Origin of the sequence: Streptomyces sp. NPDC049915 (assembly GCF_040656475.1) — a bacterium.
Lineage (GTDB): Bacteria > Actinomycetota > Actinomycetes > Streptomycetales > Streptomycetaceae > Streptomyces.
In genome coordinates this window covers 198,426-213,774 of record NZ_JBFAMH010000002.1, presented here as the reverse complement: position 1 = coordinate 213,774, position 15,349 = coordinate 198,426, and the positions used below count along the sequence as shown (strand labels likewise).

18 protein-coding genes are annotated in these 15,349 nt (G+C 71.0%); 11 read left to right on the top strand and 7 right to left on the bottom strand.

The annotated features are described in order from the left end of the window. Positions 1-137: 137 nt before the first annotated feature. Positions 138-578: a methylmalonyl-CoA epimerase gene (mce, locus tag AB0J12_RS03360; RefSeq protein WP_363262462.1), complete on the bottom strand. Its 441-nt coding sequence runs from the start codon at positions 576-578 to the stop codon at positions 138-140. 149 nt (positions 579-727) lie between these two features. Here mce and AB0J12_RS03355 point away from each other — a divergent pair, with 149 nt between their 5' ends. Together AB0J12_RS03355 and meaB are read left to right on the top strand one after the other, a co-directional pair. After that, positions 728-1,927: an acetyl-CoA C-acetyltransferase gene (locus tag AB0J12_RS03355; protein ID WP_363262461.1), complete on the top strand. Its 1,200-nt coding sequence runs from the start codon at positions 728-730 to the stop codon at positions 1,925-1,927. 43 nt (positions 1,928-1,970) lie between these two features. Further along, positions 1,971-2,927 carry a methylmalonyl Co-A mutase-associated GTPase MeaB gene (gene meaB, locus AB0J12_RS03350; RefSeq protein WP_363262460.1) on the top strand — a complete coding sequence of 319 codons (957 nt, stop codon included), beginning with the start codon at positions 1,971-1,973 and terminating at the stop codon, positions 2,925-2,927. Positions 2,928-3,056: 129 nt separating this feature from the next. Here meaB and AB0J12_RS03345 read toward each other — a convergent pair whose 3' ends face one another. The 4 genes from AB0J12_RS03345 to AB0J12_RS03330 form a co-directional block, all read right to left on the bottom strand. After that, on the bottom strand, positions 3,057-3,533 hold the full coding sequence (locus AB0J12_RS03345; RefSeq protein WP_363262459.1) for a MarR family transcriptional regulator: 477 nt from the start codon (positions 3,531-3,533) through the stop codon (positions 3,057-3,059). A 92-nt stretch (positions 3,534-3,625) separates the two neighbouring features. Further along, positions 3,626-4,423: an AIM24 family protein gene (locus tag AB0J12_RS03340; RefSeq protein ID WP_363262458.1), complete on the bottom strand. Its 798-nt coding sequence runs from the start codon at positions 4,421-4,423 to the stop codon at positions 3,626-3,628. Next, positions 4,420-5,070 (bottom strand): AIM24 family protein, encoded by a 651-nt coding sequence (locus tag AB0J12_RS03335; RefSeq protein ID WP_363262740.1) that lies wholly within the window; start codon positions 5,068-5,070, stop codon positions 4,420-4,422. The genes AB0J12_RS03340 and AB0J12_RS03335 overlap by 4 nt, the downstream gene beginning before the upstream one ends. A 1-nt stretch (position 5,071) precedes the next feature. Next, positions 5,072-5,704 carry an AIM24 family protein gene (locus tag AB0J12_RS03330; RefSeq protein ID WP_363262739.1) on the bottom strand — a complete coding sequence of 211 codons (633 nt, stop codon included), beginning with the start codon at positions 5,702-5,704 and terminating at the stop codon, positions 5,072-5,074. Between the two features lie 159 nt (positions 5,705-5,863). Between AB0J12_RS03330 and AB0J12_RS03325 the strand changes: the two genes are divergently transcribed. Then, on the top strand, positions 5,864-6,214 hold the full coding sequence (locus AB0J12_RS03325; RefSeq protein WP_363262457.1) for a DUF3817 domain-containing protein: 351 nt from the start codon (positions 5,864-5,866) through the stop codon (positions 6,212-6,214). Then, positions 6,211-6,507, top strand: a complete 297-nt coding sequence (locus AB0J12_RS03320; protein ID WP_363262456.1) for an MTH1187 family thiamine-binding protein — start codon at positions 6,211-6,213, stop codon at positions 6,505-6,507. The genes AB0J12_RS03325 and AB0J12_RS03320 overlap by 4 nt, the downstream gene beginning before the upstream one ends. Positions 6,508-6,511: 4 nt before the next feature. On the opposite strand, the gene AB0J12_RS03315 is transcribed toward AB0J12_RS03320, so the two are convergent. Beyond that, a complete protein-coding gene (locus AB0J12_RS03315) occupies positions 6,512-7,495 on the bottom strand; it encodes a DUF5937 family protein (protein ID WP_363262455.1) in 984 nt (327 codons plus the stop codon). A gap of 72 nt (positions 7,496-7,567) precedes the next feature. Here AB0J12_RS03315 and AB0J12_RS03310 point away from each other — a divergent pair, with 72 nt between their 5' ends. The 4 genes from AB0J12_RS03310 to AB0J12_RS03295 all read left to right on the top strand — a co-directional run bounded on the left by AB0J12_RS03310 (position 7,568) and on the right by AB0J12_RS03295 (position 11,609). Continuing rightward, positions 7,568-8,848 carry an MFS transporter gene (locus AB0J12_RS03310; protein ID WP_363262454.1) on the top strand — a complete coding sequence of 427 codons (1,281 nt, stop codon included), beginning with the start codon at positions 7,568-7,570 and terminating at the stop codon, positions 8,846-8,848. 11 nt (positions 8,849-8,859) lie between these two features. Beyond that, the gene (locus tag AB0J12_RS03305) at positions 8,860-9,369 is read left to right on the top strand and encodes a MarR family transcriptional regulator (RefSeq protein WP_363262453.1); all 510 of its coding nucleotides are present in this window, start codon (positions 8,860-8,862) and stop codon (positions 9,367-9,369) included. A 128-nt stretch (positions 9,370-9,497) separates the two neighbouring features. After that, positions 9,498-9,836, top strand: a complete 339-nt coding sequence (locus AB0J12_RS03300; protein WP_363262452.1) for a DUF3817 domain-containing protein — start codon at positions 9,498-9,500, stop codon at positions 9,834-9,836. Positions 9,837-9,908: 72 nt separating this feature from the next. Continuing rightward, complete coding sequence (locus AB0J12_RS03295; protein ID WP_363262451.1) at positions 9,909-11,609, top strand: methylmalonyl-CoA mutase family protein; 1,701 nt, start codon at positions 9,909-9,911, stop codon at positions 11,607-11,609. Between the two features lie 96 nt (positions 11,610-11,705). Here AB0J12_RS03295 and AB0J12_RS03290 read toward each other — a convergent pair whose 3' ends face one another. Beyond that, on the bottom strand, positions 11,706-12,641 hold the full coding sequence (locus AB0J12_RS03290) for a ScbA/BarX family gamma-butyrolactone biosynthesis protein (RefSeq protein ID WP_363262450.1): 936 nt from the start codon (positions 12,639-12,641) through the stop codon (positions 11,706-11,708). A 268-nt stretch (positions 12,642-12,909) separates the two neighbouring features. Between AB0J12_RS03290 and AB0J12_RS03285 the strand changes: the two genes are divergently transcribed. The 3 genes from AB0J12_RS03285 (at position 12,910) to AB0J12_RS03275 (ending at position 15,317) form a co-directional block, all read left to right on the top strand. Further along, positions 12,910-13,536, top strand: coding sequence for a ScbR family autoregulator-binding transcription factor (locus AB0J12_RS03285; protein ID WP_363262449.1), 627 nt, complete (start codon positions 12,910-12,912; stop codon positions 13,534-13,536). Beyond that, positions 13,533-14,459: an NAD-dependent epimerase/dehydratase family protein gene (locus AB0J12_RS03280; RefSeq protein WP_363262448.1), complete on the top strand. Its 927-nt coding sequence runs from the start codon at positions 13,533-13,535 to the stop codon at positions 14,457-14,459. The genes AB0J12_RS03285 and AB0J12_RS03280 overlap by 4 nt, the downstream gene beginning before the upstream one ends. Positions 14,460-14,726: 267 nt before the next feature. Then, entirely contained in the window at positions 14,727-15,317 is a 591-nt protein-coding gene (locus tag AB0J12_RS03275) for a TetR family transcriptional regulator (protein ID WP_363262447.1), read from the top strand. The last annotated feature ends 32 nt before the right edge of the window (positions 15,318-15,349 follow it).

Here is a 15,349-nt window from a genome sequence, read left to right as displayed (position 1 = left end):
GGAGCATGGGCTGCTGCCCCGTCGCTCGCCCCCCTGAACCGGACCCCCGGACTGGTCCCGCCGGTGAGGGAGGGACCGGGTCGCCGCAGGGTTGGGCGGCGACCGCACCCAACCCTACCGGCCCTTATGTACGAGGGTCAGTGCTCGTCCGACTCAGCAGGGGCCGAAGTGACCAGTTCTGTCAGCACGCCGTGGCAGTCCTTGGGGTGCAGGAAGGTGATCCGGGAGCCCATGGAGCCACGGCGCGGCTCGTCGTAGAGGACCCGGACGCCCTTGCCGCGGATGTCCTGCGCATCCGCGGCGACGTCCGCCGTGCCGAAGGCGATGTGGTGGACGCCCTCGCCGTTCTTCGCCAGCCACTTTCCGACCGCGGAGTCCTCGCGGGTCGGCTCCAGCAGCTGGAGGTAGGAGGCGCCGCCGTCCGACGTCTCGTTGATCTTGAGCATGGCCTCGCGCACGCCCTGCTCCTCGTTGACCTCGGTGTGGAACACCTCGAAGCCGTACGTCGCCCGGTAGAACTCGACGGTGGCGTCGAGGTCGTGGCAGGCGATCCCGATGTGGTCGATTCGCGTCAGCATGGTGTTAGTGGAGCGCTCCCCGCATGGTTACGCAACGTGCGCGCGATCACACCGACGGCCCGGTGACGGCACGGAGTGCCACTCAGTACATTCGAAGTAAACCCTCGTTCACTCCTCGGCCCTGCGGGCCGGTAAGGGGATCGCAGCTCATGGCAACTGCAACCAACAGCTCGGTGATCGTCGCGGGCGCGCGGACGCCCATGGGGCGACTGCTGGGCTCTTTGAAGTCCTTCTCCGGAGCCGACCTCGGCGGCTTCGCGATCAAGGCCGCCCTCGACCGTGCGGGGATCGGCGGCGACCAGGTGCAGTACGTGATCATGGGCCAGGTGCTCCAGGCCGGCGCGGGCCAGATCCCGGCGCGCCAGGCGGCCGTCAAGGCGGGCATCCCCATGAACGTCCCGGCGCTCACCATCAACAAGGTCTGTCTGTCCGGCCTGGACGCGATCGCGCTCGCGGACCAGTTGATCCGGGCCGGCGAGTTCGACATCGTCGTCGCCGGCGGTCAGGAGTCCATGACCAACGCCCCCCACCTGCTGCCGAAGTCCCGTGACGGCTTCAAGTACGGCGCGGTGCAGATGCTGGACGCGATGGCCCACGACGGCCTGACCGACCCGTGGGAGGCCGTCCCCATGGGCGAGTCCACGGAGAAGCACAACACCCGCCTCGGCATCGGGCGCGCCGAGCAGGACGAGATCGCCGCCCTGTCCCACCAGCGGGCCGCGGCCGCGCAGAAGAACGGCGTCTTCGAGGCCGAGATCACCCCGGTGGAGATCCCGCAGCGCAAGGGCGACCCGGTCCTGTTCAGCAAGGACGAGGGCATCCGCGCGGACACCACGGCCGAGTCCCTCGGCAAGCTGCGCCCGGCGTTCTCCAAGGACGGCACGATCACGGCCGGCACCTCCTCGCAGATCTCCGACGGCGCGGCCGCCGTGGTCGTCATGAGCAAGGCCAAGGCCGAGGAGCTGGGCCTGGACTGGATCGCCGAGATCGGCGCCCACGGCAATGTCGCCGGCCCGGACAACTCGTTGCAGTCGCAGCCGTCGAACGCGATCGCGCACGCCCTGAAGAAGGAGGGCCTGGAGGTCTCCGACCTCGACCTGATCGAGATCAACGAGGCCTTCGCGGCGGTCGCCGTGCAGTCGATGAAGGACCTCGGCGTGTCCACGGAAAAGGTGAACGTCAACGGCGGCGCGATCGCCCTCGGCCACCCGATCGGCATGTCCGGCGCCCGCCTGGTGCTGCACCTGGCGCTGGAGCTCAAGCGCCGGGGCGGCGGGGTCGGCGCGGCCGCGCTGTGCGGCGGTGGCGGCCAGGGTGACGCGCTGATCGTGCGGGTACCCAAGGCCTGAGCAGTCCGTATATTCGTACGATCTTGATCTGAACGGAGCTGTGATGCAGGACGTCTCCTCGCTGGTGGCCCAGGCCAGGGAAGGCCGGCCGCGTGCCGTGGCCCGGCTGATCTCCCTGGTGGAGGGGGCGTCCCCGCAGCTCAGGGAGGTCATGGCGGCGCTGGCCCCGCTGACCGGCAACGCCTACGTCGTCGGCCTCACCGGCTCGCCCGGCGTCGGCAAGTCCACCTCCACCTCCGCGCTGGTCACGGCGTACCGCAAGCAGGGCAAGCGGGTCGGCGTCCTGGCCGTCGACCCCTCGTCCCCCTTCTCGGGCGGCGCCCTGCTCGGCGACCGGGTGCGGATGTCGGAGCACGCCTCCGACCCCGGCGTCTACATCCGCTCCATGGCCACCCGGGGTCACCTGGGCGGCCTCGCCTGGGCCGCGCCGCAGGCGATCCGCGTGCTGGACGCGGCGGGCTGCGAGGTGATCCTCGTGGAGACGGTCGGGGTGGGCCAGTCGGAGGTGGAGATCGCCTCCCAGGCCGACACCTCCGTCGTCCTGCTGGCCCCCGGCATGGGCGACGGCATCCAGGCGGCGAAGGCCGGAATCCTGGAGATCGGCGACGTGTACGTCGTCAACAAGGCGGACCGGGACGGCGCCGACGCCACCGCGCGGGAGCTGAACCACATGCTGGGCCTCGGCGAGGCCCGCGCGCCGGGGGACTGGCGCCCGCCGATCGTCAAGACGGTGGCCGCGCGCGCGGAGGGGGTCGACGAGGTCGTGGAGGCCCTGGAGAAGCACCGTGCGTGGATGGAGGAGCACGGGGTGCTCGCGGAGCGCCGTCGGGCCCGTGCGGCCCGCGAGGTCGAGACCATCGCGGTGACGGCTTTGCGGGAGCGGATCGGTGACCTGCACGGGGACCGTCGGCTCAGCGCGCTGGCCGAGCGGATCGTCGGCGGCGAGCTGGATCCCTACCGGGCGGCCGACGAGCTGGTCGCGGGTCTCACCGAGGGCTGAGCAGGTTCGCCCACCAGTTCGGGCCATGACGTTTTCCGGCGCGTGCGGGTGGTAGGTGGCTGGTCGCGCGGTTCCCCGCGCCCCTTCGGGGCGCTTGGGGGACCTTGCGACCAGCCCCCTTGCGTTCGCTCAGGGGCGGCCGCGTTGCGTCCGCAAGTGGTCCGCGATCGGCCTGAGGGACTTGTCCAGTTCCGTCAGGGCCTCCGGGGCCAGCAGGTCGATGAAGTGGCGGCGCACCGAGTCCACGTGGTGGGGTGCGACCTTCTTCATCGTCTCCATGCCGTGCTCGGTGAGGACGGCATACAGCCCGCGCCGGTCGGACTCGCAGTTCTCCCGGCGCACGAGGTCGGCGTTCTCCATGCGCGTGATCTGGTGGGAGAGCCGGCTCTTGGACTGCAGCGTGGCGGAGGCGAGGTCACTCATCCGCATCCGCCGGTCCTCCGACTCGGAGAGATTCACCAGGATCTCGTAGTCGTTCATCGTCAGGCCGAACGGCTGCAGATCCTTTTCGAGCTGGTACGTCAGCAGCCTGTTGACCTCCAGATGGGTACGCCAGGCACACTGCTCCGCATCCGTCAGCCACCGCGTGGCCGTCTCGGTCTCCATGAATGAAGTCTACCTAAGAAGTTGAAAGGCGAACTACTGAGGGTGGTGTGACAGTGCGCACGCGTTCGACGTCACACTCCGCAGACTACCGCTCACAGCCCGAAGCGACGCTGGAGGTCCCCCAGCTGTCCGGGAAGGCGCGGTACCCCGGACTGCCCTCCGGCCGAACCGTGCGCCCCGCCTCCCCCGGGTACCCCGGGCTCCGGTGGAACCGCCCCCGTGACCTGCTCGGCCATGAGTGTTTCGGTCGACTGCAGAAGCACCGTTCCGGCGCCCACGAACTCGAACTGATGCTCCTCCCCGGAGACCCCGCCGAAGCCCGTCATCGCACGTAGACCGCCCAGTACGCCCGTCAGGTACCCGTGGTCGTAGTGATGGCACGGGGACGGGCAGTCGGCCCACCCGACGAGCGCCTGCGGGTCCACCCGGATCGGAGGTTCCATGAACACCACCGGCCCGTTAGATGCGGCCACGAACTTTCCGGTTCCGATGAGCGTCAGAAACCCCGGCACGATCGACTGCTTGAGCGACAGAGTTGGCTGAAAAGCGAGCAGATTGCCGGAGCGAATGGTCAGATTGCCGTCGTCCAGGTCGTAGGAGTTGACATCGAAGGCCCGGTCGGCGAGCAGCATCCTGCCCGAGCCCTCGGCCACCACCCAGTCGCTCGCGTGCAGAGGCGAATGGAACGACGTACGCACCAGACGCTCCAGCCGGCCGTGCCCGATGCCGTTGAAATCGATCGCCCCGTAGTAGGCGATCATCTTCCCCTTCTGCAGGAACCACTGGCTCCCCTTGAGCTCCACGCAGAAGGTGTAGGCGTTGACGTTGTCGTCGGCGGGCAGGGTCGACGGGTCGTGCACGACCGGCCCGGCGCCGTAGGGGGTGCTCACAGCTTCTCCTCCGAGGCCTGGACGTAGACCGCGCCGCTGCCGCTCAGCTCCAGCTGGAACGCCTCGCCGGAGCCGCGGCCCACCATGTCCCGCCAGCCGAGGGCGGTGGACAGCTTGTTGCGCACGTCGCCGTGGTGCGCGACGTAGGCCTGCGGGTCGACGTGCACCGGCCGCTGCGGGGTGATCGGGATCTCGAAGACGCCGCCGTGCGCCATGACGGCGACCGCGCCGTGTCCCTTGAGCGTCGTGGTGAACAGCCCCTGCCCGCTGACCTGGCCCCGGACCATGCCCATCACGCCGCCCTGCGCGCCCAGGAACACCGTGCCCTGCGTCAGGGTGCCCTCGAAGGCGAGCAGCCGGTCGGCCTCGACGTACAGCGTGTCGCCGGTGAGGCGGATGACCTGGACGTGGTGGCCGCCGTGCCCGAACAGCACGGTGCCGCTGCCCTCGACCGTCATCAGCGGGGTCGCCTCGTTCGCGAGCCGCCGCCCGATCATCGACATGACCCCGCCCTGGCCGCCCTGGACGTCGGGCGTGAAGCTCACGTCGCCTCTGCAGGCGAGCATCGCGCCGCGCTGGCTGTACAGCCGCTGTCCCGGCACCACGGCCGCCTCGACCATCTTGGAGTTGATCTCGCGGAAGGTCATCTCAGACATCCCCCGCGATCGTGTTGCGCTCGCTCGGCTGCACGTACACCAGCCCGTCCCCCTCGAAGCGGATCTGGAAAGCCTCACCGCCGCCCTCGCCCATGAGCGTGCGGAACGTCACACCGGACTGGAAGGACTGGCGCAGGTCGCCCTGGTGGGCGACATAGGCGCCCGGGTCGACGCTCAGCGGGTACTGCGGCGACACCCGCAGCACCACCGCCGGCCCGTCGGAGGTGATCGCCGCCTGCCCGTGCCCCTCGACCGTGGTCGTGAACAGCCCGTTGCCCTGGGAGGCCCCGCGCAGCCCGGTGAACGTCGTGCCCGTCCTGAGGCCAGCGTCGGTCGCGAGCAGATTGCTCGACTCGACATACAGCTTGTCCCCGTGGAGGGTCACCAGGTTGATCTCCGACGCGCGGTCGGCGAACCAGCAGGTCCCCTGCCCCCTCACCTCCATCACCGTCATCTGCTCACCGGTGAGCCGCCGGGTCACCATGCCCCGCAGACCCTCCCCGCCCCCCGAGAGCTTCTTGAACGCCATCTGCCCGTCGTACGCGACCATCGAGCCGTTCTTCGCCTTCACGGCGTCCCCGGTCATGTCGACGGCGAGCACCTTGCTGCCTTGCAGTCGGAACATCGCCACGCAAGGAAAGTAGCCGCCGGGCGCCGGCACCGGACAGGGCCCGTGGGGGGAGAGCGACCCTGAGCGGACCCTTACGGGCGCGGTTTGCCACAATGGGTGAACGCTTGTGCTTCCGTTCACAAATCGCAGTACGCCCACGACCGAAGGTGACCCGTGGACCTCAAGACAGCCTCCGCCATCCGCCGCCTCCGCCTGATCTCCGTACCGGAGGGCATCTCCTGGATCGTCCTCGCGGCCTGCACGATCATCAAGTACACGGTCGCTTCCGGCTTCGACGTCGCCCCGGTGCTGGGCCCGATCCACGGCGTGCTGTTCGTCCTGTACGTGCTCTTCTGGCTGGACGCCTGGAACCGCACAAAGTGGAACGGCGGGAAGGCCGCCCTCTACTTCGCCTACTCGATCATCCCCGGCGGCGGTTTCATCGCCGAGCGCAGGCTGCGGCGTGAGTCCGAGGACGCCGTCATCGCCGCCCGGGCGCGCCAGGAAGGCGTGGTGAACGCATGATCGTCGCCTTCTCCGTGACGCCCCTCGGCGTCGGCGAGGACGTGGGGGAGTACGTCGCCGACGCCGTCCGCGTGGTCCGCGAGTCCGGGCTGCCGAACCGCACCGACGCCATGTTCACCTCCGTCGAGGGCGAGTGGGACGAGGTCATGGACGTCGTCAAGCGCGCCGTCGCCGCCGTCGAAGCGCGCGCCCCGCGCGTCTCCGTGGTCCTCAAGGCGGACATCCGCCCCGGCGTCACCGACGGCCTCACCTCCAAGGTGGAGACGGTCGAGCGCCACCTCGCCGACGGCTGACGGCTCAGCCGCCGCCCGCCGCCAGCGCCATCCCCAGCGGGGTCCGCTCGTACAGCACCTGATGGCCGTAGCGCCGCGCCACCAGCAGACCGGCGTCGCGCAGCGTCGTCAGATGGGCGGAGACCGACGACGGGGCCAGGCCCAGGCGGTGGGCGAGCGCGGTCGTGGTCGCCGGGTCGTCCAGGGCCGCGAGGACGGCGGCCCGGCCCCGGCCGAGCAGCCGCGCCAGCGCCTCGGGCGCCCGGCCGTCCGGCTCCGCCCACAGACCGCCGATTCCCCGCGCGGGGTAGACCAGCGTCGGCTGCCACGGGGGCTCGAAGGTGCTGACCACGTCCGGCCAGCCGAAGACGCTCGGCATCAGCACCAGGCCCTGCCCGCCCAGATGCCGTTCGTGCTCGCCGTGGTAGTCCACGGTGAGCGTCCCGGCGTGCCACCCGAAGCGCCGGTTGATCTCCGGCAGCAGCCCGCCCAGGCCCACCTCGGCCAGCCGCCGGGAGTGGAAGGCGATGTCCGCCTCCAGCAGCGCCCGCAGCCGTGGCCAGTCCGGCGCCACCAGGGTGCGCCACACCTCCTCCATGGCGTCCGCCAGCTCCCGCACCATCCGCTCCGGATCCGCGAGCCAGGCCCGGCCGCGCTCCGACTCCAGCGCGCCCGGGGTGTCCGCGAGCGAACGGGCCGTGTCGGCGCGGGCGGCCACGGGATCGGCCGCGCGCACCGCGGCGATCTCCTCCTCGAAGCCGGCCGCGGGTCCGGCGGGCGGCGGGCACAGCCAGTCGGGGGAGTGGCCGCGCCGCGGCATGAGCAGCCACAGCCCGCTCAGATCCAGCCCGTCGGCCGCCGCGCGGATCCGGCGCAGCCACCGGGCGTGGTAGCCGTGCCGCTCGGTCCGCTTGAGCGTGCGGACGACCTCCTGCGTCTCCCACAGCGGCGACAGGGCGAACCGGCAGCGCAGGAAGTCGTCCTCCCCGAAGTGCAGACGGGACGGCACGGGCACCTCCGCAAGATTCGGCCGGAGCCGAAAGCCTAGGGCGGCCACGGCCGCACGGCGACCCTGCTGTCCATGTCCGAACAGTCCCCGGCCGCCGCCGCGCCCGTCGGCTACCGCCACCTCTTCGCCGTACGCGAGTTCCGTGCCGTCTTCGCCGCGCACGCCCTGTCCCTGCTGGGACTCGTCACAGCCGAGATCGCGCTGTCCGTCCTGGTCTACGACCGGACCGGCTCGCCCCTGCTCAGCGCGCTCACCTTCGCGTTCGGGTTCCTGCCCTACCTCGTCGGCGGGACGCTGCTCGCCTCCCTCGCCGACCGCCACCCCGCCCGGCGGGTGCTGGTGGTGTGCGACCTGGTGTGCGCGGCCTGTGTGGCCCCGATGGCGGCGCCCGGCACCGGGATCGCCGTGCTGCTGGGGCTGCGCTGCGCCCTCGCCGTCGTCGCGCCGGTCTTCCAGGGCACCCGGATGGCCACGCTCGCCGACATCCTGGGCGAGGGCGACCTGTTTGTGCTGGGCCGCTCCCTGCTGCGGATCGTCTCGCAGAGCGCCCTGCTCGCCGGGTTCGGCGTCGGCGGCGTCCTGCTCACCGCCGTATCGCCCCGGCACGCGCTGCTCATCACGGTCGCCACCTTCCTCGGCTCCGCGCTCCTGCTGCGCCTCGGCACGCGACGGCGGCCCGCGCGGGCGCGCACCGGCGGGGCGCTGGTCGCCGACTCGCTGCGCGGCGCGCGGCAGGTGCTCGCGCACCGCGGGGTGCGCCTCCTGCTGCTCCTGTTCTGGCTCCCGCCGCTGTTCGCCGTCGCACCGGAGGCGCTGGCCGCGCCCTACGCCGCCGAACTGGGCGCCGGCTCGGCGGGCCTCGGCCTGCTGATGTGCGCGCTGCCGGTCGGCACGATCGCCGGTGAGGTCTTCGCCGGCGCACGGCTGCGCCCCGCCGTGCGCGAGCGGATCGCGCTGCCGCTGGTCTGCGTGACCCTGCTGCCGTACGCCGGATACGCCCTGCACCCGGGCCTCGCCGTCTCCCTGCTGTTGCTGGTGGCCTCCGGGGCCGGCGCCGCGTACACCCTGGGCCTGGACCAGTGGCTGGTGCGGGACGTGCCCGAGGAACTGCGCGGGCGGGCGATGACCCTGCTCACGGCGGGGCTGATGACCGTGCAGGGCGTGGGCATGGCGCTGGCCGGGGTGGTGGCTCAGTTCGCCGGGGTCACGGCGACCGTCGCGGGCGCGGGTGTCGTGGGTAGCGCGGTCTGCGCCCTGCCGGCGGCCGCGGCCCGCCGGACGCGCCGGGCGGACGCCCGCAGCCGGACGACCGAAAGGCGAGACGGGGCTGACCGCCATATGACCGGCGGGTAGGGTCTGATGACGTGCCCAAGCCTCTCAGCCTTCCGTTCGACCCCATCGCCCGCGCCGACGAGCTGTGGAAGCAGCGCTGGGGCAGCGTGCCGGCCATGGCCGCGATCACGTCCATCATGCGCGCGCACCAGATCCTGCTCGCCGAGGTGGACGCGGTGGTCAAGCCGTACGGGCTGACGTTCGCGCGCTACGAGGCGCTGGTCCTGCTCACCTTCTCCAAGGAGGGCGAGCTGCCGATGTCCAAGATCGGCGAGCGTCTCATGGTGCACCCCACGTCCGTGACGAACACGGTGGACCGGCTGGTCAGGTCCGGTCTGGTGGCCAAGCGGCCCAACCCCAACGACGGCCGCGGCACCCTCGCCTCCATCACCGGCAAGGGCCGCGAGGTCGTCGAGGCCGCCACGCGCGACCTGATGGCGATGGACTTCGGCCTCGGCGCGTACGACGCGGAGGAGTGCGGCGAGATCTTCGCCCTGCTGCGCCCGCTGCGGATCGCGGCGAAGGACTTCGCGGACGAGTAGGGTTCTGCGGGTCAGTGCGCTGCTCTCCGCCGCGGCGGAGGTGTCCCGAAGAGGGTGCTTGCCCGATACCGGGTGATGGAGAGGTCCCCGCTGCAGCGGGGGTTTTTCGGGCGGTTACGCTCATATGCATGAAACGAAGCGTGCTGACCCGCTACCGCGTCATGGCCTACGTCACGGGCGTGCTGCTGGTCCTGCTGACCCTCGGCTGCATCGCCAAGTACGGCATCGACATCGACGGCGCGGACAGCTTCGTCAAGGTCGTCGGTATCGCGCACGGCTGGCTGTACGTCGTGTACCTGATCTTCGCGTTCGACCTCGGCTCCAAGGCGAAGTGGCCGGTCGGCAAGCAGCTGTGGGTGCTGATCGCCGGCACCATCCCGACGGCCGCCTTCTTCGTCGAGCGCAAGGTCAGCCGCGAGCTGGAGGCCAAGGCCACCGACCCGGCTCCCGCGGTCGCCGAGGCGTAATCCTCACCGCCGTACACCTGTGCGGCGGTTTGCCATCGACATTTACTAGGACGTCCTAGTAAATTCGAGGGTATGGACGCTGACGCCATCGAGGAGGGCCGCCGACGCTGGCAGGCCCGGTACGACGCCGCACGCAAGCGCGACGCTGACTTCACCACGCTCTCCGGCGATCCCGTGGAGCCGGTGTACGGCCCCCGGCCGGGGGACACGTACGAGGGCTTCGAGCGGATCGGCTGGCCCGGGGAGTACCCCTTCACGCGCGGGCTGTACCCGACCGGCTACCGAGGGCGGACGTGGACCATCCGGCAGTTCGCCGGATTCGGCAACGCCGAGCAGACCAACGAGCGCTACAAGATGATCCTCGGCAACGGCGGCGGGGGCCTGTCCGTCGCCTTCGACATGCCGACGCTCATGGGCCGCGACTCCGACGACCCGCGCTCGCTCGGCGAGGTCGGGCACTGCGGCGTCGCCATCGACTCCGCGGCCGACATGGAGGTGCTGTTCAAGGACATCCCGCTCGGGGACGTCACCACCTCCATGACCATCAGCGGGCCCGCCGTTCCCGTCTTCTGCATGTACCTGGTCGCCGCCGAGCGGCAGGGCGTGGACCCGGGGGTGCTCAACGGCACGCTCCAGACCGACATCTTCAAGGAGTACATCGCCCAGAAGGAGTGGCTCTTCCAGCCCGAGCCGCACCTGCGCCTCATCGGCGACCTGATGGAGTACACCAGCGCGAAGATCCCCGCCTACAAGCCGCTGTCCGTCTCGGGCTACCACATCCGTGAGGCGGGCGCGACGGCCGCGCAGGAGCTGGCGTACACGCTGGCGGACGGTTTCGGGTACGTGGAGCTGGGGCTGTCGCGCGGGCTCGACGTGGACGTGTTCGCGCCCGGTCTGTCCTTCTTCTTCGACGCGCACGTCGACTTCTTCGAGGAGATCGCCAAGTTCCGCGCGGCGCGCCGGATCTGGGCGCGCTGGATGCGGGACGTCTACGGCGCGCAGAGCGAGAAGTCCCAGTGGCTGCGCTTCCACACGCAGACCGCCGGTGTCTCGCTGACCGCCCAGCAGCCGTACAACAATGTCGTGCGGACGGCCGTGGAGGCGCTCGCCGCGGTCCTCGGCGGCACCAACTCGCTGCACACCAACGCTCTCGACGAGACCCTCGCGCTGCCGAGCGAGCAGGCGGCGGAGATCGCGCTGCGTACGCAGCAGGTGCTGATGGAGGAGACCGGGGTCGCCAACGTGGCGGACCCGCTGGGCGGTTCGTGGTACGTCGAGCAGCTCACCGACCGGATCGAGGCCGACGCCGAGAGGATCTTCGAGCAGATCAAGGAGCGGGGACTGCGCGCGCACCCGGACGGGCAGCACCCGATCGGGCCGATCACCTCCGGCATCCTGCGCGGGATCGAGGACGGCTGGTTCACCGGGGAGATCGCGGAGTCCGCCTTCCGCTACCAGCAGGCGCTGGAGAAGGGCGAGAAGCGGGTGGTGGGCGTCAACGTCCACACGGGGTCCGTGACAGGGGACCTGGAGATCCTGCGGGTGAGCCACGAGGTGGAGCGCGAGCAGGTGCGCTCGCTCGCCGGGCGGAAGGCGGCGCGGGACGAGTCCGCGGTGCGTGCGGCGCTGGACGCCATGCTCGCCGCTGCCCGCTCCGGCACGAACATGATCGAGCCGATGCTGGACGCCGTGCGCGCCGAGGCGACCCTGGGCGAGATCTGCGGCGTACTGCGGGACGAGTGGGGGGTGTACACGGAGCCGGCGGGTTTCTAGCCGTACCGGTGACGTCGACGCCGCACGCCCCGGGAACCTGTGTGGTTCCCGGGGCGTGCGGCGTTGCGCGCCCGTGCAAGGCGGCGCGCCGGGTGGTCAGTTGTGCGGGAGGCTCAGGAGCGTGATGATGCTGGAGAAGACACAGACGTCGTTCTGTACGGCGGTGATCAGGACCCGGTGCTGGCCGGGCTGGTTCGTCGGGTACGCGTCGGTGTGGATCCAGCAGGGTGCGTCGAGTTCGGCGTAACGGGCGAAGACCACGTCCATGGCGAGCGTCGCGGTCGGCTGCTGCACCGCCGTGTGGCTGGCCTGGCGCGCCGCTTCGAGGAGCAGCATGCCGGGGGCGTGGTCGACCGGGTGGTCGAAGAGGACCGGGTGATTCAGGTCGACGCGCATCTGGTGGCGGCGGGGCGAGTCGGTCGGCGAGAGGACGACGTCGGCGAAGTCACCGCGGGAGACCTGGGCGGGCGCGGCCGGCGGAGGCAGCGGCAGCGCGCGGGCGATGGCGTGGTCGAGGTCGGCGTAGGTGCCCCGCAGCCGCCGGTAGACCGCTGGGGCGTGGTTCGCGAAACGGGTGTGGGCGGTGCCGACCTGGATCCCGTCGCGCAGCACGTCGACCTTCATCAGCATGGAGGCCAGCCGGCCCATGCGCCGGACGACGTCCTTGCAGGTGACGCGCAGTTCGAACGAGGTCGCGCCGATGGTGGTGGCCAGGGCGGCGGGGGTCAGCGCGAAGCTGAAGTGGCTCCACGACTGGCGGTGCCCCGCCGGGGCGTCGTAGGCGGCGTGGCTGAGCAGCGGTATGCACTGGCGGATCGACTCGGGCAGCAGCATGGGGTCGTGCAGGCCGTGCTGCGTTCCGTAGAAGCCGTGGTCCTGCGGCCATTCGGCGTGGACGGTGAAGACGTCGTTTCCGTTCTGGCACCACTCGGTCAGCAGTACTTCGGAGGCGGTGAGCTTGTGCACCTGCTCCTGGGCCACCGGCACCCAGGCCGGGACGGTGGTGTGGACGTGCTCGATGGTGCTGGACATACGGAATCCCCCTGAGACGTATGTGAGCGCTGCGGCTGGCAGCCGCAGCTCCCCAAACATAAAGAGTGCTCTGTTTTTTTGGACTCAAAGGTGAGTAAAGGGTCGCTCATGGAGCGATCAAGCCATGCGGGGTGACGCCTTCCGGATCAGGGAACTTGGCGTCGGCGCCGGGGCGTGGATCGACGTCCTGGACACCGGGAGGGCCCGTGCGTACCCTGGTGCACGTATCAACAGAGAGAGTGCTCTTTTTATTTGACAGGGAGGCCCAGTGGCGCAGGCTCAGCAGGAGCGTGCCGTACGGACACGGGCGGCTCTCATCAGGGCGGCCGCCGAGGAGTTCGATCTCGCGGGCTACGCCGGTACCAGCACCACGAAGATCATCAAGCGGGCCGGGTCCACCATGGGAGCGCTGTACTTCCACTTCGGCTCGAAGGAGGGCGTGGCCAGGGCGGTCATGAACGAACAGGGCGCGGACCTGCCGGAGCCGGCCGGCCGCAGCGGACTCCAGCACCTGATCGACTTCACCCTCGAACTGGCCCGGGAGCTGCGGAGCAACGTGCTGCTGCGGGCCGGTGTGCGGCTGGCGGTCGAGCAGGGCGCCTTCGGCATACAGGACGACACCGCCTACCAGTTGTGGATCACCCGCTTCAAGGAGGAGCTCATCGTCGCCGACGCGCTCGGCGAGCTGCGCGAGGGTGTGGACCCCGCCGGGTTCGCCCGGGTGCTGGTGGGCGCCTACAGCGGGACCCAGCTGTTGTCCCGGATCAGCGCCGGTCACGAGGATCTCCAGGACAGGATCGCCGACCTGTGGCGGTACTTCCTGCCCGCGATCGCCCGTCCCGAGGTGATCGAGAAGCTCGAGTTCGGGACGCGGGGACCGGGGACGGGCAGGTGAGGCCGCGCACCGTCGCGGTGACCGGCTCCACGGGGTTCATCGGCTCCGCGGTGGTGCGGCGGCTGGCCGGGTGTGCGCACATCGGTGGGGAGCCGGTGCGGGTGCGTGCCCTGGCGCGCGGCGGGGCCGTCGAGGTGCCGGGTGGCGGTGCGGTCGAGCGGGTCCGGGCGGACGTCACCGACCCGGCGTCACTTCACCGTGCCTTACAGGGCGCGGACGCCGTCGTGCATGCCGTCTCCTATGTGGGGAGCGATGCCGGGCGGTCCTGGTCCGTGAATCTGGAGGGCACCACCGCCGTCATATCGGCCGCCCGGGAGGCCGGGGTCGAGCGGATCGTCCACTTCTCCACGGCCGCCGTCTACGGCGCCGGTCCGCACCGTGGCATCGATGTCGACGAGGTCGTCGCGGAGCCGGTGTCCGAGGCCAGTCGCAGCCGCCTCGCCGCGGAGGGTCCGGCCCTGGCGGCCGGGGCGCTCGTGCTGCGGCCGAATCTGGTGGTCGGTGCGGGGGACCGGTGGGTCGGCCCGGCGTTCGCCGAGCTCACCGCGAGGGTCGCGCCCGGGTGGGCCGGCGGTACGGGGCTGCTGTCCCTGGTGGACGTGGACGATCTGGCGCGGCTGGCGGCGGCCGCCGTCACCGTGGGCACCCCGGTGCGGGGAGTGCATCACGCCGCTCATTCCGTGCCGGTGGCCAGCGGGCGCCTCAGACAGGTGCTGGCCGCACAGGGCCTTGCCGAGCCCGCGCGCGGGGACGCCGACTGGGAACAGTGCGTGGCGCTGCTCGCGCGTACGCGGGGCCGGTTCGGGCGGCGGCAGTTGGAGCTGCTGGGCAGGGATCACCACTACCGCAGCGACCTGATCTGGAAGCTGCTGGGCGTCGACCCCGGTACCGGTCCGCTGGAGCGGCTCGTGAGCCTGCCGTAGCCGTTCGGCGTCCGGTTGCGGTGCGGCCGGACGCGCCCCCGCGGCCACGCCCGCACACCGCTACGGCCCCGGACCCCCATCGGGTGCCGCCGGGCCGCCGACTTCTCCGGGCTCCCTGTCTCGCCGAGGCAGGGGGCCCGTTCTCTGTTTCCGGGCCTTGCGCGCGATGGCTCGTTCCGGCTGGTTGCGAAGCTGTCCCCGGCGGCAGAATAATATAGAGAGATCTCTTTTATTTACGCCGGTCGGCCTCAGAACTTCGGAGGATGCATGGCAATGCAGGCCAGGGCGGAGCGCACGCGCGAAGCTCTCATCAGGGCCGCGGCCGATGTCGTGGACGACAACGGCTACCACGGGGCCACCCTGGTCGCGATCAGCAGGTGCGCCCGCGTCTCCATGGGGGCGCTCACCTTTCACTTCGCGAGCAAGAGCGAGCTGGCCGAGGCTCTGGTCGAGCGTGCCGCGCGCATCGCCGGCGAGCGGGCCGCGGGTGCCGTGGCGGGGCAGGTGTCCCCGTTGCGGGCCGTCGGGGAGCTGTTGCAGGTGCTCGCCCGGCTGCTGGACGAGGACGTCGTCGTGCGCGCCGGCTCGCTGCTGGCGCGGGAGCGGCCGGACATCGTTCCGCCCTGGCACTCCTCGTGGACGCCGACGCTGTGCCGGCTGCTCAAGGAGGCGGAGGCGGCGGGGGAGTTGCGGCGCGGCGCCCGGCCGTCCGCGGTGGCGGGGCTGGTGATGTACCTGCTCACGGCTGTCGAGGTGCAGCCGCGCACCGACCCGGGGCAGGAGTTCCGCGGGGCGGCGGGCGCCATGTCGCGGCTGTGGCCCTTCGTCTGTCACGGCATCGCCGCGGTGCCCGCCTGAGGGGTCCGAGGTAAAGGTACGGCCGCCTTTTC